This window comes from Roseovarius sp. MMSF_3281 (assembly GCF_030733685.1).
Taxonomy (GTDB): Bacteria; Pseudomonadota; Alphaproteobacteria; order Rhodobacterales; family Rhodobacteraceae; genus Roseovarius.
Map to the genome: position 1 here is coordinate 83,309 of NZ_JASHIM010000011.1, position 19,090 is coordinate 102,398.

The window sequence follows — 19,090 nt, forward strand, 5'->3', positions numbered from 1 at the left end:
GGTGCTTGCGGGTCATGGCCTGCGACGCTAAACGCAAGGCAACCGAAATACGGGAGATCAGGCAATGTCGATCGACAAGGAAACCGCCGCCAAGGTGGCCAAGCTGGCCCGCATCCGCGTGGAAGACGATGCACTGCCCGCGCTGGCGGAGGAATTCAACAACATCCTCGGCTTTATCGAACAATTGAGCGAAGTGGACGTTGAAGGTGTTGAGCCAATGACCAGTGTCACCCCTATGCGCCTCAAACGGCGCGAGGATAGGGTGACCGAGGGGGGCATGCCCGAAAAGGTTCTGTCCAACGCGCCCGATGCGCGTGAAGGATTCTTTGCCGTGCCGAAGGTGGTGGAATAATGACCGATCTGAACAAACTGACCATCGCCGCCGCCCGCGATGCCCTGCGCAAGGGCGAGGTGACAAGCGCGGAACTGACCGAGGCCTGCCTTGGGGCTGTCGAAGGGGCAGGGGCGCTCAACGCGTTCGTGCACGATACGTCGGATCTGGCGCGCGATCAGGCCAAGGCGGCGGATGAGCGGATCAAGGGGGGCGATGCGCCCGCGATGTGCGGTATCCCCTTGGGGATCAAGGATCTCTTCTGCACAAAAGGCGTGGTCAGCCAAGCGGCCAGCGGTATTCTCGAAGGGTTCAAGCCCGAGTATGAGTCGACCGTCACGCAAAACCTGTTTGATGCAGGTGCGGTGATGCTTGGCAAGCTCAACATGGATGAGTTCGCCATGGGCTCGTCCAATGAAACCAGCGTTTACGGCAATGCCGTGAACCCGTGGAAAGCGGGCGGGCAGGAGTTGACGCCCGGCGGGTCTTCGGGTGGGTCGGCCAGTGCGGTTGCCGCCGATCTCTGCCTTGCCGCGACCGGCACGGATACCGGCGGTTCGATCCGTCAGCCTGCCGCCTTCACCGGTATTACCGGTATCAAGCCCACCTATGGCCGTTGCTCGCGTTGGGGCATCGTGGCCTTTGCTTCCTCGCTGGATCAGGCGGGCCCGATGACCAAGGATGTGCGTGATGCGGCCATCATGCTTGAGGCGATGTGCGGTCATGACCCCAAGGACAGCACCAGCGCCGATATCCCGGTGCCGGATTTCGAGGCGATGCTGACCGGTGACATCAAGGGCAAGGTGATCGGTATTCCACAAGAATACCGTATGGACGGCATGCCCGAAGAGATCGAAAAGCTTTGGGCCGATGGCACCGCGATGCTGAAAGATGCAGGGGCGGAAATCCGCGATATTTCCTTGCCGCACACCAAGTATGCACTGCCCGCCTATTACGTGATTGCCCCGGCCGAGGCGTCTTCGAACCTCGCGCGTTATGACGGGGTGCGTTATGGCCACCGCGCCAAGCTGGAACAAGGCGACGGCATCTCCGAGATGTATGAGAAAACCCGCGCCGAGGGCTTCGGTCACGAGGTGCAACGCCGTGTGATGGTTGGCACCTATGTGTTGTCCGCCGGGTTCTACGACGCTTATTACAACCGTGCTCGCAAGGTTCGTACCTTGATCAAGCGTGATTTTGAGCAGGTGTTCGACCAAGGCATCGACGCGATCCTGACCCCGGCCACGCCTTCCCCGGCCTTTGGTCTGGGTGAGATGGCCGAGGCCGACCCGGTGCAGATGTACCTTAACGACGTTTTTACCGTCACGGTCAACCTTGCCGGTCTGCCGGGCATATCGGTGCCTGCGGGACTGGACAAACAGGGCCTGCCGCTTGGTTTGCAACTGATTGGCCGCCCATGGGAGGAAGGCGATTTGCTGAACACCGCTTACGCGTTGGAGCAGGCCGCCGGTTTTGTGGCAAAGCCCGAGAAATGGTGGTAAACCCTCCGGCAAGTTAATTGGCAGGATAAAAGCAGATGCGTGTTTTTCTTTGTGCAGTCGGCCTTACGGTCCTTGGCGCTTGTACCACGAGTGTTCCTGATAGTGGGGCCGGTGTTGGTTTCGATAACTATGATGGCTACCTTGAGGACAAGCGTGCGCGCGATGCGCAGCTATCGGGCGGCGGGGCATTACCCGCGCCCGATGCGGTTTCTTCGGAAAGCCTGAATACCAGCGGCGCAACAGTGTCGGACAACGATGCCGAGGCGATCGCCGCGGAAGCTGAGGCCGCCCTGGCCGAGGCAGACGCCAACTCTGGCGAAAGTGTTGTTCATGCCAGCCCAAGCAATCCAGCCCCGGCAACGGTGAATACCGCGACAGGGATTTCGGGTGAGAATGATTTTGAGGCCGTTGGCGAACAGCGTTCCATCGAAAGTGACGCCGCGCTGATCGCCCGAAATCGTGCGCGGTATAAAGTCGTGGATGTCGAGGCCCTGCCATCGCGAAGCGGTACACAGGAGCCGAATATCGTGGCCTATGCCTTGGCAACAAAACATCCCGTTGGCACCCAGGTTTATAATCGTGTGGGTTTCAACAAGGAGGCCAAGTTCCGCAGAAACTGCGCGAAGTATGCGTCACCCGATCGCGCGCAGGAAGATTTCCTGGCACGCGGCGGTCCAAAGAAAGACCGGCTTGGGCTTGATCCCGATGGCGATGGCTATGCCTGCGGTTGGAACCCGGCCCCTTTCCAAAAGGCGGTTGGCGGGTAACGGGCGGTGCCCGTGACTGTCACACAGCGACATTCGCCGAATTACGGGCCGCGACGCGAAGGCGCGCGGCCCGATTTGATTGTCTTACACTATACCGCGATGGAAAGCGCCGAAGCGGCGCTTGATCGTCTGTGCGAGCCTGACGCCGAGGTTTCGGCGCACTACCTGATCTGTGAAGCGGGGCAGGTGGTGTCGATGGTCCCGGAGGATCAGCGCGCATGGCATGCCGGGGCAGGGGCTTGGGGCGCGGTCTGCGATGTCAATTCCCGCTCCATCGGGATTGAGCTTGCCAATACGGGCGCGCATCCTTTCCCAAACCCACAGATGACAGCACTCTGCGACCTCATGGGCGGGATCATGCAACGGTGGTCGATCTCGAAGGACCGGGTCATTGGCCATTCGGACATGGCCCCGCAACGGAAGTTTGATCCCGGTCGAAAGTTTGACTGGCGCCGCTTGGCGCGAGAAGGGCTTAGCATCTGGCCCGGGGCAGGCCATGCACCCGGCGATTTCCTGCGTGATGCGCAAGTGTTTGGGTATGTGCTGTCTGACGACGTTGGCGAAACCGAGATTTTGGATGTCTTCCGTCAAAGGTTTCGGCCATGGGCCTCTGGGCCACTATCCGACACGGACCGGGCGCTTATGGCCAACCTTGCCGCACGCTATCCCGTTGACCGTGCTGCACCGAACGCCTAAGTGCAAGATGCGCGGAGGGCCGGATGGCCGCGGGGCTCAAGGGCCGCGAGGAAAGTCCGGACTCCACAAGGCAACGGTGCCGGGTAACGCCCGGCGGGGGCAACCCCAGGGAAAGCGCCACAGAGAATAGTCTGCTCCGGCCTGCCGGAGTGAGGGTGAAACGGTGGGGTAAGAGCCCACCGCGGGACTGGCAACAGGACTGGCATGGCAAGCCCCACCGGGAGCAATGCCGAATAGGGATCGCACGCGGGGGCCGGTCCGGGAGGAAACTCCGGGATACCGCCCGCAGGCCGCCTTGGCCCTGCGATCCGGGTTGGCAGCTAGACGCGTGTTGGTGACAACACGCCTAGAGGAATGGTCATCCAGCCCCGCAAGGGGTGGACAGAATCCGGCTTACAGGCCCTCCGCGCTTGATTCTTCACCGTATCCAGGATCGCGGCGGATTTACGCGGGGCTTGGTGCAACTGCTCCCTTTTCAGCACCCCAAGCCGCGCTAAACTATAAACATGCCATATGAATGGAACGAAGATACCCGCGGTCACCGGATCCAGCTTAAACTTTGGCCGCACAGGTCATTGCCGCGCCGTGGCTTTGCGGCCTTCGTTTTGGGGACCTTCATCCTTATCACCTTTCCGCTTTACCCGCTTTTGGGAACCTTCGTTCTTTGGGGGCTCTTGCCCTTCTTGCTGATTGCGGTTGGCGGTATTTGGTGGGCTTTGGAGAGGTCGTACCGTGACGCCGATATGATCGAGGAATTGATCATCGACCCAGACAAGGTACACCTCAAACGCACCGATCCCGCTGGCAAAACGCAGGAATGGGATTGCAACAGCTATTGGGCCAAGGTGGATATGTACCCCACCGGTGGGCCGGTTGCGCATTACATTACCATGAGCGGCAAGGGCCGCGAAGTTGAGATCGGGGCATTCCTGTCCGAGGATGAGCGTAAGGCGCTGCATGGCGAGTTGGTGGAGGCGTTGCGCAATGCAATCACGCCTGAACCCGCGCAGTAAAGCGCGGCTTTAACCCAATTTTGCCTTGACCCGCGGCCCGACGGCACCGAAATCCATCTGGCCTGTGTATTTCTGCTTGAGCTTGCCCATGATCTTGCCCATGTCGCGGATCGACGTGGCACCGACATCGGCGATTGCCGCGTCTATCGCGGCTTCGACGTCGTCATCGGAAAGCTGTTGCGGAAGAAATTCTTCGATAATCGCGACTTCTTGTCTCTCGCGCTCGGCCAGGTCTAGCCGACCACCTTCTTCGTAGGCGCGGACGCTTTCTTGCCGTTGCTTTGTCATCTTGCCGAGAATTCCGAGGATATCGGCATCGCTTACCCCCGTGTCGTCCTCGGAGCCGCGTCGCGCGATATCTTGATCCTTGATGGCCGCATTGATCAGGCGCAGCGTGCCCAAGCGGGCGCTGTCTTTTTCTTTCATGGCCGTCTTGAGGGCCGTGTTGATCCGCTCTCGCAAACCCATGGCAATGCATCCCCTACTATGCGTGCAAGTTTGCGACCCTATCTAAAACATGGGTCAGTGGCAACCGTTTCGAAACGGCAGGCGGGTGTCCCGGTGGCCCTGAAAAAGCAGGTTCAAATGGCGCATCTTGTGGCTTGACCCTTGTTGTCGCGCCCCATAGGTATACGCCAATTTGCCCATATCGGAGACTCACGTCATGGCTTCAGAGAACCAGGACCGCCCAACCGCATGCCTCGCCCTTGCCGATGGGACCTTGTTCTATGGTAAAGGTTTTGGAGCAACGGGCGATACCGTGGCCGAGCTTTGTTTCAATACCGCGATGACGGGGTATCAGGAAATCATGACCGATCCCAGCTATGCCGGGCAAGTCGTGACCTTCACGTTCCCGCATATTGGTAACGTCGGCGTTAACCCGGACGACGATGAAACCGCCGACCCGGTGGCCGAGGGCATGGTCGTCAAATGGGACCCGACGGAACCAAGCAATTGGCGCGCGACCGAAACGCTTGGGGATTGGCTGGCCAAGCGTGGGCGGATTGCCATTGGCGGGGTCGATACCCGGCGTTTGACGCGGGCCATTCGACAGCAAGGTGCGCCGCATGTGGCCTTGGCCCACGATCCCGAAGGCGATTTCGATACCGAAGCATTGGTTGAAAAAGCGCGTCGGTTTGCCGGGCTGGAAGGGATGGACTTGGCCAAGCAAGTCACCTGTGCGCAATCCTATCGCTGGAACGAGATGCGTTGGGCCTGGCCTGATGGCTACAGCCCGCAGACCGATACCAAGTATCGCGTCGTTGCCGTGGATTACGGGGCCAAGCGCAATATTCTGCGGTGCCTTGCCAGTGCCGGTTGCGAGGTGACGGTTCTGCCCGCCACGGCCACGGCCGAGGAAGTCTTGGCGCATGATCCAGATGGGGTTTTCCTGTCCAACGGTCCGGGTGATCCGGCCGCGACCGGCGAATATGCCGTGCCGATGATCAAGGGGATTCTGGACAAGGGCTTGCCAATGTTCGGAATCTGCCTTGGGCATCAGATGTTGGCCCTCGCGCTAGGGGCAAAGACCGTCAAGATGAACCATGGCCATCACGGCGCGAACCACCCCGTCAAGGATATGGAAACCGGCAAGGTTGAAATCACGTCGATGAATCATGGTTTCGCGGTCGATAGCCAAACCTTGCCGGAGGGTGTCAAGGAGACCCATGTTTCTTTGTTTGATGGGTCGAATTGTGGGATCCGGATGATCGATGCGCCGGTTTTCTCGGTTCAGCACCACCCCGAGGCAAGCCCCGGCCCGCAGGACAGTTTTTATCTTTTTGAACGGTTCGCGGCCTCGTTGGCAAAATGACGCCCTGTCGGGGTTAACCAGTTGTTAACCCCTCGTTTACCCTAGATTAACCAAACATGTTCAAGCTGTCCTGAAGGGGACAGCGAGGGACATAAGATGGGAATCTCGGAATTGCGTCAGGCTGCACTCGGGCCTGAAAGCGACGGTGGCGCATTCGATACGCTTGGCGATGAATTGGTTCGTCAAGGCGTGATCGACGCCGAAGACATGGCCCTTGCCAGCGTCGTGCGGCGCCACTGCGACGCAACGCTGGATCGCGTGCTGATGGCAGAAGGTCTTGCCAGTCAGGATGCTTTGCTTGACGCACATGCCCGCCGTCTCAACAGCCGCCGCCTCTCGGAGCAAGAGCTTGTAAACCTTGAAGACTGTCGCATGGACGCGGATCCACGCGATCTGATCAAACACGCGGCGATGCCAGTTGTTGACCGTGATGGCACAACAGCGATCTTGACCGGCCAAGCGGATGCGGTTGGGCTTGGCGATGCACAAAGCCGAAAAGAGGGCGATGAAGCGCGGCGTGTACTTATCGCCGATCCGCAGGCTGTTCAGTCCGAGATCGCCAAGCGGAACAGGGCCGAGTTGACAGCCCTGGCACAAAGCCGTGTTCCCGAGATCGAAAGCTGCCGGACGTGGGGCGGTCGCGGAACACGCCGCTTGGCCTTCAGTTTGGTTGTCTTGCTTGTTTTGGCCTTGGTGGTCTGGAGCGCGCCGACACTGGTGCTGGGCATTTTCGTTGCATGGGCCGCGATAACCCTGATTGTCTCGGCCGTCATGAAAACAGCGGCTTTCGTGGCCCGGATGGCAACCATGGAAGAGGGTTTGCCCGACACCTCACCAAAGCGCAAAGCGCCCTTGCCGAAGGTTTCAATCCTTGTCCCGCTCTTCAAAGAGACCGAGATCGCGCATCACCTGATTGCCCGGTTGTCACAACTGACCTATCCCAAGTGCCTTCTGGACGTGGTGCTTATTCTCGAGGAAGAAGATGAAACCACGTGGGAAACTCTGGCGTCGATCGACCTTCCTTCGTGGATGCGTGCCGTGGTCGTACCGGATGGACAGCCACGCACCAAACCGCGCGCCATGAACTACGCGCTTGATTTTTGCGAGGGCGAGATCGTTGGCATTTTCGATGCCGAAGATGCGCCTGACCCGGATCAAATCACCACCGTGGCCCGTCGGTTTCAAGAGGTGCCTGATGATGTCGTCTGTCTTCAGGGGGTCTTGGATTATTACAATTCCAACCAGAATTGGCTGGCGCGCTGTTTTACCATCGAATACGCGACGTGGTTTCGCATGATCCTTCCCGGTATGGAAAAACTGGGCTTCGCGATACCGCTTGGCGGGACCACGCTCTATTTCCGGCGTGATGTATTGGAAAAGCTTGGCGGGTGGGACGCGCATAACGTGACGGAAGATGCTGACCTTGGCTTTCGTCTTGCCCGGCACGGCTACCGGACGGAAATGATCGGGACAGTCACCGGCGAGGAGGCGAATTGCCGCCTGTGGCCTTGGATCAAGCAGCGTTCAAGATGGCTCAAGGGATATATGACCACGTACCTCGTTCACATGCGGCGCCCGCGGTTGCTGTATCGACAGTTGGGGGCTTGGAAATTCCTGGGCTTTCAGGCCCATTTCATAACGGCCCTGTCGCAGTTTCTTTTGGCCCCCTTGTTGTGGACCTTTTGGCTGGTGCTTTTCGGGCTGCCGCATCCACTTGACCCGGTTCTTTCGCGAGCTGTGCTAGTTGCATTCGGGACGCTTTTCCTGATCATTGAGGCCATCAACATCGCGATCCATTTGGTTGCCGTATCTGGCCAAAGGCACCGACATCTGATTGCATGGGTTCCGACGATGCATTTCTATATCCCTTTGGGATCCTTTGCAGCCTACAAGGCGCTTTACGAATTGATCGCCAAGCCCTTCTTTTGGGAAAAGACGGTCCATGGCTTGTCGCTGCAAAGGGCAGGCACTGCAGGATCAGACGATGCTGTCGACTTCACCGGAGTCAAGCTTGAGGCGGGTCACAAAAGCCTTTGAAATATGCGCTTTTAAGGCTTCGCCGGCGGTTTCTGAATCCCGCGCCTCGATTGACCTGACGATGCGGTCATGTTCCTTGATGGCATCCTCGGGCCGCCCTGCCGCGGCCAGTGACGTTGTGGCCATCAAGGCCATGGAGCGATGCACAAGGTCAAGCTGTTGAACCAAAAAGCGATTGTGAGAGGCAAGGTGAATCTGCTTGTGAAAGCGGCGGTTGGCCCGCGCCATGGCCTGCGGATTATTCATGAGTTTCCGGTCATCCTCGACCATGTCGCGCAGCACGCGCACCTCTTCGTCCGTGGCGTGGCGCGCTGCAAGGTTGGCCGCCAAGGCCTCAAGCTGTGCGCGGACCACGTAAAGCTCGGCCAATTGGTTGTGATCCAAAGAGGCCACGATCAGGCTGCGCCCGTCGCGGGTTAGAAGGGATTGCGTTTCAAGCCGCTGCAGGGCTTCGCGGATCGGAGTGCGCGACATGCCGAATTGCTCGGCCAAATCGCTTTCCACAAGGCGATCCCCGGGCTTGTATATGCCCATGTCGATCGCTTCGAGGATCAGCGTATAGGCATCTTTTTGCGGCGCTTTCATGATTGGTTCCGTCCCTGCGATTTTGTTATCGGCGAACCGTACGCGCCGAATTTGGTGCGATCAAGCCTTGGCGCGTTGCGCCCATTGTCGCGGCGCACTACCTTGGCCCCATGCCAAAGCAGCATTTCTCACATATCGAGACTTGGGTCTTCGACCTTGATAACACGCTCTATTGTCCAAGCGTGCGCCTGTTTGACCAGATCGAGGTAAAGATGACCGAATACGTCATGCGAGCCTTGAAAGTGGATCGCGCCGAGGCGGACCGCCTGCGCGATCATTACTGGCACCTGCACGGTACCACGCTGGCCGGGTTGATGCGCGAACACGATATGGAACCGCATGATTATCTGGTCGCCGTGCACGACATTTCCTTCGACGCGCTGACCCCTGACGCCGAACTACGCGCGCGAATTGCCGCGCTGCCAGGTCGCCGGATCGTCTACACCAACGGTAGCGCGCCCTATGCCGAACGTGTGATAGATGCGCGCGGTTTGTCAGGCGTATTCGACGCGGTCTATGGCGTCGAACATGCCGCGTTCCGCCCCAAGCCTGACCCCGAGGCATTCGACACCGTTTTCAAGCGTGACGGGGTGGTCCCGGATCGGGCCGCGATGTTCGAAGACGATCCGCGCAATCTTGCAGCCCCCCACGATATGGGCATGAGAACCGTGCATGTCGCCCCCGAAGCACGTGAGGCGGCATATATTCACCATCACACAAATGACCTGAGCGCATTCTTGGCCAAGCTGGTGTAGCGCGCCTCCTGCGGCGAAACGCGCCTTTCACCCACGGGCAAGGTGCCTATGTAGAGGGTTAACCCACCCTAAGCAGAGGCAGTTATGACCGCGCCAGATACCCAGACCATGACCGACACCACCGCTCAATCCGTATCTGACGGGGGGGAGGGGCGTCTTGCCGCCAAAATCCTGATAACCGTGCTTCTTGCCGTGATCGGCTGGGGCCTGAGCGTGGCCACATGGGGCATCCCCGGGCTGTATATTCCGGCGCTTGCCATGGTGCCTGTGATGATGGGGATATTGTTGCTCATCTCGCGCGGATAAGGCATTTCTTCTGAAAGCGGAGGGCCGGAAAATGACCACAAAAGATGTCGATATCGTCGTATCCGGAGGGGGCGTGGCCGGCCTGTCGGCGGCGGCTATTTTCGGCTCGGCGGGGTTCTCTGTGGTTTGCGTCGACCCTGCGCCGCCGGTGACGGAACGAGATGCGCAAGGCTCTGACCTGCGCACGACGGCTTTCTTGCAACCCTCGCAAGCGCTTCTTGAGCAGGCTGACGTATGGGCGCGATTTGCACCTCATGCCGCCGATCTGCAAGTCATGCGTATCGTGGATGCAGGCGGCGAAGTGGCCGAACCACGCATCGTCAAAGAGTTCGATGCCTCGGACATTTCGGATAAACCTTTTGGCTGGAACCTGCCCAATTGGCTTTTGCGGCGCGAACTGGCGGCCCATCTGGAAAGCCTTGAGACGGTTGAGTTTCGTCCGGGCACAGGGTTCAAATCGCTGTTCACGCGCGAAAGCGAAGCGAGGGTTGAATTGTCGGATGGCGCGCGCCTCCGGGCGCGCTTGGTGATCGCCGCGGATGGGCGAAATTCGCCTGTGCGCGAGGCAGCTGGCATTGACGTGAAAACGACGCGCTATGGCCAAAAGGCCCTTGCCTTCGCAGTCACCCACCCGATCCCACATGAAAACGTGTCGACCGAAATTCACCGCTGGGGCGGGCCTTTTACCCTTGTCCCTTTGCCGGATTACGAGGGGCGGCCCTCGTCGGCGGTTGTGTGGATGGAGGAAGGGCCGGAGGTGCAGCGCTTGTCAGCGTTGACGAAGGCCGAGTTCGAGCAGGAAATGAACGAACGTTCATGCCTTTTGTTCGGACCTCTTGAATTGGCCTCTCACCGCACCGTCTGGCCGATCATCAGCCAAATGGCCGAGACGATGTATTCTGAACGCGTGGCCCTTGTGGCCGAGGCGGCGCATGTTGTCCCGCCCATCGGTGCACAGGGCCTGAACATGAGCCTTGCGGATATGCGCGTGCTTCTTGAACTGGCCCAAGCCAACCCCGGCCAGTTGGGCGATGCGGCCATGTTGAAGGCGTATCAAGATCGTCGGCATATCGAAGTCAAGGCGCGGGTCACGGGCATCGATGTATTGAACCGCGCCTCGATGATGCGGGCCAAGCCCCTGCGCGACGCGCGCGCCATGGGGCTCAATGCCATCTATTCGCTTGCCCCGGTGCGCAAGACCCTGATGCAACTGGGCCTTGGTGCACGCGGCTAAGGCCTAAAGCACCTTGTCGAGCACGGTTTTCAAACGGCTCAGGCTGGCCTCTACATCATAGAGCTTATCGAGGCCGAAAAGGCCAAGGCGGAAGGTGCGAAAGCCCTCGGGTTCATTGCATTGCAGCGGAACACCGGCAGCAATTTGCATCCCTTCAGCGGCGAATTTGCTGCCATTCTGAATGTCCGGGTCATCCGTATAACTCACCACAACACCCGGCGCGCCGAACCCGTCTGCCGCAACCGAGGTGACACCCTTTTCGGCCAGCATGGTCCGCACACCGTTGCCCAAGGCCCACTGCGCGTCGCGCAGTTTTTCAAACCCATAGTCACGGGTTTCCAGCATCGTATCGCGGAAGGCGCGCAGGGCATCGGTGGGCATGGTGGCATGATAAGCATGGCCGCCAGTTTCATAGGCCTGCATGATCTGGTGCCATTTCTTGAGGTCGATGGCAAAGCTGTTCGAGGTCGTGTTTTCAAGCCGTTGCAAGGCGCGATCCGACATCATCACCAGCCCGGCCGAGGGCGAGGCCGACCAGCCCTTTTGCGGGGCGGAAATCAGGACGTCCACGCCGGTTGCCTGCATGTCGATCCAAGCACAGCCCGAGGCGATGCAATCCAGAACCATTAATGCGCCCACCTCATGCGCGGCCTTGGCCAGTTCGGTTACATAGTCATCGGGCAGGATAAGCCCGGCCGAGGTTTCCACATGCGGGGCGAAAACAACATCGGGCTTGGCCTCGCGAATCTGGGCGCAGACGTCTTCAATCGGGGCGGGGGCAAAGGGCGCTGTATCGCCATTGCCGTTCTGGCGGGCCATGCAAACGGTCGTGTCCGAAGTGAACTGGCCCGCGTCGAAAATCTGTGTCCAGCGGTAGGAAAACCAGCCGTTTCGCACGATGAGGGCATGGGCATCATGGCCGAACTGTCGTGCAGCGGCCTCCATCGCATAGGTGCCGCCGCCGGGGATCAGGGCCACGGCATCGGCCTTGTAAACCTCCTTCAGCATGCTTGAGATATCGGTCATCACTGTTTGGAAGGCCTTGCTCATGTGATTGAGCGAGCGGTCGGTGAAGACAACCGAGAATTCAAGAAGGCCGTCGGGGTCGATGTGATCAAGTAGGGCGGTCATTTCAGTCTCCTGCGCAACTGTGTTTGAGGGTAACTGACCTCAACGGGCCGTATAAGTCCATGCGTGGAAGCGCCACGTTCGGGGCCAAGCGCGCCACTTCGTTCACCCGATAGGCCCGGGGCGGCGTTCTTCGCTTAGCAGGACATTGGCCTCGATATCGCCTACACCGGGCAGCATCATCAGACGCCGCCGCAAGATACGTTCGAAATCCGAGATATCGCGGGCCACGACGCGCAGACGATAATCGTAAAGCCCGAGGATATGTTCCACGGTTTGCACCTCGGGGATGGCCGAGACCGCGCGTTCAAAATCATCAAGGCTGACGCGGCCCTTGGTGGCAAGTTTGACCCCCAGGAAAACCGTCACCCCGAACCCCAGCTTTTCCGCATCCAGATCAAGGCGTTGTCCGCGGATGACGCCTGCATCGCGCAGGCGCTTGATGCGCCGCCAAGTGGCCGGTTGCGACATGCCCAGTTTGCGGCCAAGGGCACTGGCGCTTTGGGTGGCGTCCCGGCTGAGTTCGCGAAGCAATTGGCGGTCGGTGGTATCAAGGTCGATCATAGCGGCAGGATCTCGTCGGATTTCAGCCGCGCGACATGCATGAGCGCTTCGATATCCGCGATATGCGGCAGGGTCAGGATCGCGGTGCGATAGAGCTGTTGATAATGCTGCATATCCCGGGCGATCACCGAAAGGCGCAGATCAACCCGGCCCAGAAAAGACTGTATTTCAACAACTTCCGGTATGGTCTTCGCCTTGTCGGTGAAGTCTTCGAAGGCGCGGGACTGTGTCTTGTCGAGTGTGATGCGCAGGGAAACCTCGACTTCGTAGCCAAGTACGCGCCAATCGATTACGGCGCGATTGCCCCGGATCACGCCATGCACATGCAGTTTGTCCAAGCGCCGGGCGCAGGTGGCCGGCGTCAGGCCCGCGAGATTGGCCAGCTCGGCGGGGTTTAGCGTGGCATCGCGTTGATAATGGCGCAAGATGCGACGATCTATATCATCCAGAATGAAAATGGTGGTTTCCTAGAGGGGTCTTGTAAAATCCATGCGCTTTCTAGCGTAGCATGTTAAATTCCATTCATTCAATAAGCAGCTAAATTGCCACAGCCTTCGGTCGAATGCAGGTGAGGGACTTGTTCTGCTTAAAGCGCCGTAAGGTCATGCTGGAATTACATAAAAAATGGCTTAAATCGGCCACGATGAGGGCGGACGCGCGAGGCGGGTAATTGTAAATGAGCGAACGTACGATTTATGTCACGAGTGCGGGCGACGTCACGATAACACGTGATGGCGGTGCGCCGACGAGCCAGCAGGATATCCTTCAAAACGCGCTTAATGGCGATGCGTTTAGTTGGGAAACGCCCAATGATCTTCAGATTACCTTGTCCGGGCCGCAGGTCGGGATCTCCTTTGACGACTCTGATGGCGTTTTGCAGGACGATCCCTTTGCCGGTAGCGAAGTGGCCGATCAACTGCTGACGCAATCGGTGACAATTGACGGTGAAACCTACGCGCCAAGCGGGGAGACCGTCCGTTGGATGGATCCACCCCCGGTCAATGTCGAGGCGGAATACCGTGTGACACTTTTTGATGACGCAGGCACGGCCTATGAGATGATCGGTGTTAGCATTGCCGAAGGCTACGACACCCAGGTCGTCGGTGTGATGTTCAATGGTAGTGCGCCGCCGCCGGGGACAACTTTGAACTATATTCAGGGTGTATCGTCTTATAGCAAGACTGCGGATGGTGGTGTGACAATTCCCGATGGTGTGCCGTGTTTCTTGTCGGGCACGTTGATAGAAACCCCGGGCGGGCCCTGTCGGGTCGAAGACTTGCGCAAAGGCGATTTGGTTTTGACGCTAGACAACGGCGCGCAACCTATACGTTGGATCGGGGGCAGCACGGTTTGCGGCTTGGGGGCGCTGGCGCCGGTGCGTATCGCGGCGGGATGGCTGGGCAATGAACGAGACCTTTATGTGTCACCCAATCACCGGGTCCTGTTGCGTTCAGCCGCGGCAGAGTTGAATTGCGGGCATCTCATGGTGTTGGCCGCAGCCAAGGACCTTCATGGGCATCCACATGTCAGCCGTGCGCCGATGCGCCGGGCAGAGTATCTGCATATTTTGCTGGACGGGCATCAAATGGTGTTCTCCGAAGGCCTTGCAACCGAAAGCCTTTTTGCCGGCGCCGTCGAAACCGGGGCTTTGGATGCCGCTACGGTGACCGAATTACGCGGGGTTTTTCGACAAATCGGAACGCAACCTCAAGCGCTTGGATATCCCGCCTTGTCTTCGTGGGAGGCGCGGTTTTTGGTTCAACAGTCGCGTTCCGGAATGGATGTCACCGGAATTGCCCGCGGGACCGGCGCAGGGATGGTGGCGCCATATGCGGCTTGAGGGCGCGCATGAAAAACACAGTAAAGCAGATATAGGCACATGAAGTTTGCATATTATTCGGCGAGAGCTGGTGAAATGTGCGCATTTTCGGCATGATTTGCTTAAGCTACTCCGAGAATCAAGCAAGAGGACCTGAACATGCGCGTTTATTATGATCGCGATTGCGATATCAACCTGATCAAAGACAAGAAAGTCGCCATTTTGGGCTATGGCAGCCAAGGCCATGCCCATGCCCTGAACCTGCGTGACAGCGGTGCCAAGAACCTTTGCGTCGCCCTGCGCGAGGGCTCGGCCTCGGCCAAGAAGGCCGAAGCGGAAGGCCTTGAAGTCAAAGAGATTTCCGAAGCCGCGGCCTGGTGTGACGTGATGATGTTCACCATGCCCGACGAGCTTCAGGCAGAGACCTACAAGAAATACGTGCACGACCACATCAAACCCGGCGCGGCCATTGCCTTTGCCCACGGTCTGAACGTGCATTTCGGCCTGATCGAGCCGAAAGAAGGCGTCGACGTGATCATGATGGCCCCGAAAGGCCCCGGTCACACCGTGCGCGGTGAATATGTCAAAGGTGGCGGCGTGCCTTGCCTTGTGGCCGTGGATACCGATGCTTCGGGTAAAGCGCTTGAAATCGGGCTCAGCTACTGCTCGGCCATCGGCGGCGGCCGTTCGGGCATCATCGAAACCAACTTCCAGGAAGAGTGCGAAACCGACCTCTTCGGGGAGCAGGCGGTGCTGTGTGGCGGCCTTGTGGAGCTGATCCGCATGGGCTTTGAAACCCTTGTCGAGGCGGGCTATGCCCCTGAAATGGCTTACTTTGAGTGCTTGCACGAAGTGAAGCTGATCGTTGACCTGATCTATGAAGGCGGTATCGCCAACATGAACTACTCGATCTCGAACACGGCCGAGTACGGGGAATATGTCAGCGGGCCGCGGGTTCTGCCGTATGAGCGCACCAAGAAAGAGATGAAGGCGATCCTGCACGACATCCAGTCGGGCAAGTTCGTGCGTGACTTCATGCAGGAAAACTCCGTGGGGCAACCGTTCTTCAAAGGGACCCGTCGCATGAACGACGCTCACCAGATCGAAGAAGTGGGTGAAAAGCTGCGCGCGATGATGCCTTGGATTTCGGCCGGAAAGATGGTCGATAAAGAAAAGAACTAAATTTCAATAGCCTACATGAAAAACTTGATCCGGCCCCAATGGGCCGGATCAGCAAGTTCTTAAACCTTGCGATACGATGATTTCGCCTTGGCGCGGCGCGGTTTCTCATCATTTTCATCGTCAGACGGATGGCGTAGGACGAAAACGCCCAACAAGGCCATGAGTGTCAGGGTCACGATGGGTATCACAAAGGTATTCATGGTACGCTCCTTTCGTTGCTTACCTGCCCGACAATATGGGACGAGGTGAGGGCAGGAAAACCGAGGCGTCCTGTCACAGGGGATCAAGGCATTGACGAATAAGGAAAAATTGCCTGAGATCACCGCGCAAAGCTGGATGATGGTGGGCGCTTTGGGCCTGATCTGGGGCGCGACCTTCACGGTGATTGAACTGGCCCTGGAAGGCATTACTCCCTTTTGGCTGGCCGCTGCGCGCATCGGGTTTGCGACCCTTTTGATGATTGCGTTCTGGGGTTATCGGGGCTTTAAGTTATTTGCTGAACCTGTTGAAAAACCGGATATTTTCCGACTTATCGTGATCGGGGCACTATCTTCGGCCATGCCTTTCATGCTGCTCAGTTGGGGGCAGCAATTCGTGACCTCGGGCTTTGCGGGGGTCTCCATGGCCGGGGTGGCCTTGATCGTTTTGCCGCTGGCCCATTTCCTTGTTCCGGGGGAGCGGTTGACGCTGCGAAAGACCTTTGGGTTTGTCGTTGGATTTATCGGGGTGGTCATCTTGATCGGCGGCCAAGCCTTTGAAACAACTGGGGAATATCTTGAGCCGCTCGGGCGGCTGGCCTGTCTTTCGGCGGCGGGATGCTATGCCTTGAGTTCGGTGCAGATGCGGCTTTTGCCGGATGTGGATTCCATCGGATTGAACGCGGTGACGCTTTTGATCGGCGCGGTGATCGTTATCGCGGCGGCTTGGACCGTCGAGGGGCCGCCACCAGAAGTGGATCGTAACACCCTGTATATATTGCTTTTTATGGGATTGGTGCCAACTGCCGGGGCAAGCCTTTTGCGGGTTCTGGTGATCCGTACGGCGGGGCCGGTTTTCATGAGCCTTGTGAACTACCAAGTGCCGGTCTGGTCGGTGGTTCTGGGCGGGCTGATCCTGTCGGAGCCTTTGCCACCCAGCCTTTTGAGCGCCTTGGCATTGATCCTTTGCGGTGTGGGAGTGAGCCAATACGGCGCGCTGCGCCGCTTGTTCAGACGTCGTTAACCTATGTACGGTTTGTACGTTCTGTAGGTGACTTTTGTACGTTTTTTGCAGACCTTGTGACAAGGTTTGTACATTTTGTAGAAAAGCGCCGGATTTGTGCCGCGGTGAAACCCTAACGTCAGCTTACCTGCCCCAATGTCGCGGCCTGCCAGAGGCGCAGCGCCTCGGCGGTTTCGCGAACGTCGTGGACGCGGAGCATCTGCACCCCTTGGGCCACCCCGGCCAGTGCCACGGCGATGGAGCCGGGGGCGCGATGACGAGCCTCTTCGGTGCCGCCGAGGGTGCCGATGAAGCGCTTGCGCGAGGCCCCCAGAAGGACGGGACAGCCCAGCGAATGGAAGAGCGCGAGATTTTGCAGAAGCGTGAGATTATGTTCCAGCGTTTTGCCGAAGCCGATGCCGGGGTCGGTGACGATCCGGGCGCGCGGGATGCCCGTGGCCTCAAGCGCGGTGATGCGGCTTTCGAGATAGTCGTAGATATCAAGCGCCACGTTATCGTAGCGCGGATCGGCCTGCATGATGTCGGGCGTGCCCTGGGCGTGCATGACACAGACGGGCAGGCCCGCCTTGGCGGCAAATGGCGCAAGGGCGGGGTCGAAGGTGAAGCCCGCCACGTCGTTGACGAGGTCGGCCCCGGCCTCATGCGCGGCCTGGGCGACGGGGGCCTTGCGGGTGTCGATGGAAATCGGCACGGGCGAGGCTTCGCGGATCGCCTTGATCACCGGGGCGGTGCGGCGCACTTCTTCGTCAATGGCCACTTCTTCGGCACCGGGGCGGGTGGATTCGCCGCCCACGTCGATCATGCTGGCCCCTTGGGCCTGCATGGTGGCGGCGTGGGATGTGGCGACCGCGGGGTCGAAATGCTGCCCCCCGTCCGAGAAGCTGTCGGGCGTGACGTTGAGGATGCCCATGAGTTGGGGAGCCTCGAAGCCAAGGCCGGCGATGGGGGCGCGCGGGGCTGTGAGGCGCTCAAGCGCGTGCTGGGGCAGTTCGGAGGCGGGCAGGAGGCGCGAGGGCGCATCGCGGTACAGAACTTCGACCGTGTCGAACCATGTCCAGCCGCCTGCCAGCGTCAACGCGCCTGCGGGGCGGGCGTGGTCGGTGCGGGGAATGGGGCGGTAATAGGCGGTCATCGGGGCGTCCTTTGCAGGGGGATGCCCCTTTATTGATCCTTGAGGCCCCGGGTCAAGCCCGGGGCGTGCGCTTCAAAGGCCCGATTGCGCGATGTCTTGCACCAGGACCGGCACGGGCGCCTTGCCCTCGGGCGGGGTGGCACCGATGAGCAGCAGGTCGGAGGCCTCGATATGGCCTGCGAACCACGTGGCGAGGGCGACGGGATCGTCGGGGCCGGTTTCCGGGCCGTCGACGGCATCGAGCACGATCTTGGAGGGGGCCCAGACGCTGATCTGGCCGTTCTTCATGGCCCAGTCCAACTCGGTCCGGGTGCCGACCACGACGCAGCGGTCGTCGCGGCCTGCCAGAACCCATGCGTTTTGTTCCAGTGCCAGAAGGTCGACCCGGCGCTGGGTCATCTTGTGGCCGGTTTTGGGGCTGTCGGTATCGGCATGCCCGACGCAGAGGATCACCGGTTCGGCCCGCGCCTCAAGCTGATCGAGCCAGCGGCCAAGGTTGGGGGAGCGGACCGCGGGGTTGGTGAGGTAGACCACATGCGGATGCGGCGCGGTATCGGCGTGGGGGGCGACGGGCGTGGTGGCCAGATCCTCGACCGAGCGGACGATTTCGACGCCAAGCGCGCCGGGGCCGCGATCCAGCTTTTCGATGCGGACAAAGGTGCGCACCGCCTGCGGTTCCCACAGGATGAATTCTGCGATGCGGTCGGCCAGTGTTTCCAGAAGGTTGAGGCGTTCTTCGGCCAGCGCGGCCTCGATCGCCTCGGTCACCTTGTCGTAGCTGAGGATACGGTCGACATCATCCTCCAGCGGGTCGGTGATGGGGCGCACCTCGACCACCACGTTGAAACAGACCCGTTGGGTGACACCGCGTTCGGCCTGAAAGGCGCCGATCTCGACCTCGACGATATGGTCGCGGACCGAGATGCGATCCAGCGGCCCGTCGGGGGCGGTGGCATCGGCGCGCGCGGAGGGGTGTTCGAAGGCGAGGCGGATCTCGTTGGACAT

21 protein-coding genes and 1 other RNA gene are annotated in these 19,090 nt (G+C 59.5%); 14 read left to right on the top strand and 8 right to left on the bottom strand.

What is annotated here, in order from left to right; genetic code table 11:
• Positions 1-64 precede the first annotated feature (64 nt).
• The 6 genes from gatC to RBB32_RS12140 all read left to right on the top strand — a co-directional run bounded on the left by gatC (position 65) and on the right by RBB32_RS12140 (position 4,309).
• Positions 65-352 carry an Asp-tRNA(Asn)/Glu-tRNA(Gln) amidotransferase subunit GatC gene (gene gatC, locus RBB32_RS12115; RefSeq protein WP_306152973.1) on the top strand — a complete coding sequence of 96 codons (288 nt, stop codon included), beginning with the start codon at positions 65-67 and terminating at the stop codon, positions 350-352.
• A complete protein-coding gene (gene gatA / locus RBB32_RS12120) occupies positions 352-1,833 on the top strand; it encodes an Asp-tRNA(Asn)/Glu-tRNA(Gln) amidotransferase subunit GatA (RefSeq protein ID WP_306152974.1) in 1,482 nt (493 codons plus the stop codon). Before gatC ends, gatA begins: the two co-directional genes overlap by 1 nt.
• Positions 1,834-1,868: 35 nt before the next feature.
• Entirely contained in the window at positions 1,869-2,600 is a 732-nt protein-coding gene (locus RBB32_RS12125) for a hypothetical protein (RefSeq protein ID WP_306152975.1), read from the top strand.
• Between the two features lie 12 nt (positions 2,601-2,612).
• The gene (locus RBB32_RS12130) at positions 2,613-3,296 is read left to right on the top strand and encodes an N-acetylmuramoyl-L-alanine amidase (protein ID WP_306152976.1); all 684 of its coding nucleotides are present in this window, start codon (positions 2,613-2,615) and stop codon (positions 3,294-3,296) included.
• An 11-nt stretch (positions 3,297-3,307) separates the two neighbouring features.
• Positions 3,308-3,708, top strand: an RNA gene (gene rnpB, locus RBB32_RS12135) — RNase P RNA component class A.
• A gap of 94 nt (positions 3,709-3,802) precedes the next feature.
• Positions 3,803-4,309 carry a DUF2244 domain-containing protein gene (locus tag RBB32_RS12140; RefSeq protein ID WP_306152977.1) on the top strand — a complete coding sequence of 169 codons (507 nt, stop codon included), beginning with the start codon at positions 3,803-3,805 and terminating at the stop codon, positions 4,307-4,309.
• Between the two features lie 9 nt (positions 4,310-4,318).
• Here RBB32_RS12140 and RBB32_RS12145 read toward each other — a convergent pair whose 3' ends face one another.
• On the bottom strand, positions 4,319-4,777 hold the full coding sequence (locus RBB32_RS12145; RefSeq protein ID WP_306152978.1) for a GatB/YqeY domain-containing protein: 459 nt from the start codon (positions 4,775-4,777) through the stop codon (positions 4,319-4,321).
• Between the two features lie 196 nt (positions 4,778-4,973).
• Here RBB32_RS12145 and carA point away from each other — a divergent pair, with 196 nt between their 5' ends.
• Together carA and RBB32_RS12155 are read left to right on the top strand one after the other, a co-directional pair.
• The gene (gene carA, locus RBB32_RS12150) at positions 4,974-6,122 is read left to right on the top strand and encodes a glutamine-hydrolyzing carbamoyl-phosphate synthase small subunit (RefSeq protein WP_306152979.1); all 1,149 of its coding nucleotides are present in this window, start codon (positions 4,974-4,976) and stop codon (positions 6,120-6,122) included.
• A 96-nt stretch (positions 6,123-6,218) separates the two neighbouring features.
• The gene (locus RBB32_RS12155) at positions 6,219-8,159 is read left to right on the top strand and encodes a glycosyltransferase family 2 protein (protein WP_306152980.1); all 1,941 of its coding nucleotides are present in this window, start codon (positions 6,219-6,221) and stop codon (positions 8,157-8,159) included.
• On the opposite strand, the gene RBB32_RS12160 is transcribed toward RBB32_RS12155, so the two are convergent.
• Positions 8,100-8,744, bottom strand: a complete 645-nt coding sequence (locus tag RBB32_RS12160; protein WP_306152981.1) for a GntR family transcriptional regulator — start codon at positions 8,742-8,744, stop codon at positions 8,100-8,102. The genes RBB32_RS12155 and RBB32_RS12160 overlap by 60 nt on opposite strands.
• Before the next feature lie 110 nt (positions 8,745-8,854).
• On the opposite strand from RBB32_RS12160, the gene RBB32_RS12165 reads away from it, so the two are divergent.
• From RBB32_RS12165 to RBB32_RS12175, 3 genes are all read left to right on the top strand, one after another.
• On the top strand, positions 8,855-9,499 hold the full coding sequence (locus RBB32_RS12165; protein ID WP_306152982.1) for a pyrimidine 5'-nucleotidase: 645 nt from the start codon (positions 8,855-8,857) through the stop codon (positions 9,497-9,499).
• Positions 9,500-9,583: 84 nt separating this feature from the next.
• Positions 9,584-9,805, top strand: coding sequence for a hypothetical protein (locus RBB32_RS12170; protein ID WP_306152983.1), 222 nt, complete (start codon positions 9,584-9,586; stop codon positions 9,803-9,805).
• Between the two features lie 31 nt (positions 9,806-9,836).
• Complete coding sequence (locus RBB32_RS12175; protein WP_306152984.1) at positions 9,837-11,039, top strand: UbiH/UbiF family hydroxylase; 1,203 nt, start codon at positions 9,837-9,839, stop codon at positions 11,037-11,039.
• A 3-nt stretch (positions 11,040-11,042) separates the two neighbouring features.
• Here the strand turns inward: RBB32_RS12175 and RBB32_RS12180 are convergent, their stop codons facing one another.
• The 3 genes from RBB32_RS12180 to RBB32_RS12190 form a co-directional block, all read right to left on the bottom strand.
• Entirely contained in the window at positions 11,043-12,170 is a 1,128-nt protein-coding gene (locus tag RBB32_RS12180) for an aminotransferase class V-fold PLP-dependent enzyme (protein ID WP_306152985.1), read from the bottom strand.
• A 102-nt stretch (positions 12,171-12,272) separates the two neighbouring features.
• On the bottom strand, positions 12,273-12,731 hold the full coding sequence (locus tag RBB32_RS12185; protein ID WP_306152986.1) for an Lrp/AsnC family transcriptional regulator: 459 nt from the start codon (positions 12,729-12,731) through the stop codon (positions 12,273-12,275).
• A complete protein-coding gene (locus tag RBB32_RS12190; protein WP_306153011.1) occupies positions 12,728-13,183 on the bottom strand; it encodes an Lrp/AsnC family transcriptional regulator in 456 nt (151 codons plus the stop codon). Before RBB32_RS12190 ends, RBB32_RS12185 begins: the two co-directional genes overlap by 4 nt.
• 224 nt (positions 13,184-13,407) lie before the next feature.
• Here RBB32_RS12190 and RBB32_RS12195 point away from each other — a divergent pair, with 224 nt between their 5' ends.
• Entirely contained in the window at positions 13,408-14,571 is a 1,164-nt protein-coding gene (locus tag RBB32_RS12195; protein WP_306152987.1) for a Hint domain-containing protein, read from the top strand.
• Between the two features lie 138 nt (positions 14,572-14,709).
• Positions 14,710-15,732 carry a ketol-acid reductoisomerase gene (gene ilvC, locus RBB32_RS12200; RefSeq protein ID WP_306152988.1) on the top strand — a complete coding sequence of 341 codons (1,023 nt, stop codon included), beginning with the start codon at positions 14,710-14,712 and terminating at the stop codon, positions 15,730-15,732.
• A gap of 59 nt (positions 15,733-15,791) precedes the next feature.
• On the opposite strand, the gene RBB32_RS12205 is transcribed toward ilvC, so the two are convergent.
• Positions 15,792-15,932, bottom strand: coding sequence for a hypothetical protein (locus RBB32_RS12205; RefSeq protein ID WP_306152989.1), 141 nt, complete (start codon positions 15,930-15,932; stop codon positions 15,792-15,794).
• 139 nt (positions 15,933-16,071) lie between these two features.
• Here RBB32_RS12205 and RBB32_RS12210 point away from each other — a divergent pair, with 139 nt between their 5' ends.
• On the top strand, positions 16,072-16,953 hold the full coding sequence (locus RBB32_RS12210; RefSeq protein ID WP_306153012.1) for a DMT family transporter: 882 nt from the start codon (positions 16,072-16,074) through the stop codon (positions 16,951-16,953).
• A gap of 118 nt (positions 16,954-17,071) precedes the next feature.
• On the opposite strand, the gene folP is transcribed toward RBB32_RS12210, so the two are convergent.
• Together folP and RBB32_RS12220 are read right to left on the bottom strand one after the other, a co-directional pair.
• Complete coding sequence (gene folP, locus RBB32_RS12215) at positions 17,072-18,085, bottom strand: dihydropteroate synthase (protein ID WP_306152990.1); 1,014 nt, start codon at positions 18,083-18,085, stop codon at positions 17,072-17,074.
• A 72-nt stretch (positions 18,086-18,157) separates the two neighbouring features.
• Positions 18,158-19,090 carry a dihydroneopterin aldolase gene (locus RBB32_RS12220; protein WP_306152991.1) on the bottom strand — a complete coding sequence of 311 codons (933 nt, stop codon included), beginning with the start codon at positions 19,088-19,090 and terminating at the stop codon, positions 18,158-18,160.

Excerpts from the sequence above, each read along its gene's own strand:
- gatC (WP_306152973.1), top strand. The coding sequence starts at position 65 with ATGTCGATCGACAAGGAAACCGCCGCCAAGGTGGCCAAGCTGGCCCGC.
- gatA (WP_306152974.1), top strand. The coding sequence starts at position 352 with ATGACCGATCTGAACAAACTGACCATCGCCGCCGCCCGCGATGCCCTG.
- RBB32_RS12125 (WP_306152975.1), top strand. The coding sequence starts at position 1,869 with ATGCGTGTTTTTCTTTGTGCAGTCGGCCTTACGGTCCTTGGCGCTTGT.
- RBB32_RS12140 (WP_306152977.1), top strand. The coding sequence starts at position 3,803 with ATGCCATATGAATGGAACGAAGATACCCGCGGTCACCGGATCCAGCTT.
- RBB32_RS12145 (WP_306152978.1), bottom strand. The coding sequence starts at position 4,777 with ATGGGTTTGCGAGAGCGGATCAACACGGCCCTCAAGACGGCCATGAAA.
- carA (WP_306152979.1), top strand. The coding sequence starts at position 4,974 with ATGGCTTCAGAGAACCAGGACCGCCCAACCGCATGCCTCGCCCTTGCC.
- RBB32_RS12155 (WP_306152980.1), top strand. The coding sequence starts at position 6,219 with ATGGGAATCTCGGAATTGCGTCAGGCTGCACTCGGGCCTGAAAGCGAC.
- RBB32_RS12160 (WP_306152981.1), bottom strand. The coding sequence starts at position 8,744 with ATGAAAGCGCCGCAAAAAGATGCCTATACGCTGATCCTCGAAGCGATC.
- RBB32_RS12165 (WP_306152982.1), top strand. The coding sequence starts at position 8,855 with ATGCCAAAGCAGCATTTCTCACATATCGAGACTTGGGTCTTCGACCTT.
- RBB32_RS12170 (WP_306152983.1), top strand. The coding sequence starts at position 9,584 with ATGACCGCGCCAGATACCCAGACCATGACCGACACCACCGCTCAATCC.
- RBB32_RS12175 (WP_306152984.1), top strand. The coding sequence starts at position 9,837 with ATGACCACAAAAGATGTCGATATCGTCGTATCCGGAGGGGGCGTGGCC.
- RBB32_RS12180 (WP_306152985.1), bottom strand. The coding sequence starts at position 12,170 with ATGACCGCCCTACTTGATCACATCGACCCCGACGGCCTTCTTGAATTC.
- RBB32_RS12185 (WP_306152986.1), bottom strand. The coding sequence starts at position 12,731 with ATGATCGACCTTGATACCACCGACCGCCAATTGCTTCGCGAACTCAGC.
- RBB32_RS12195 (WP_306152987.1), top strand. The coding sequence starts at position 13,408 with ATGAGCGAACGTACGATTTATGTCACGAGTGCGGGCGACGTCACGATA.
- ilvC (WP_306152988.1), top strand. The coding sequence starts at position 14,710 with ATGCGCGTTTATTATGATCGCGATTGCGATATCAACCTGATCAAAGAC.
- RBB32_RS12205 (WP_306152989.1), bottom strand. The coding sequence starts at position 15,932 with ATGAATACCTTTGTGATACCCATCGTGACCCTGACACTCATGGCCTTG.
- RBB32_RS12210 (WP_306153012.1), top strand. The coding sequence starts at position 16,072 with ATGGTGGGCGCTTTGGGCCTGATCTGGGGCGCGACCTTCACGGTGATT.
- folP (WP_306152990.1), bottom strand. The coding sequence starts at position 18,085 with ATGACCGCCTATTACCGCCCCATTCCCCGCACCGACCACGCCCGCCCC.
- RBB32_RS12220 (WP_306152991.1), bottom strand. The coding sequence starts at position 19,090 with ATGTCCAACGAGATCCGCCTCGCCTTCGAACACCCCTCCGCGCGCGCC.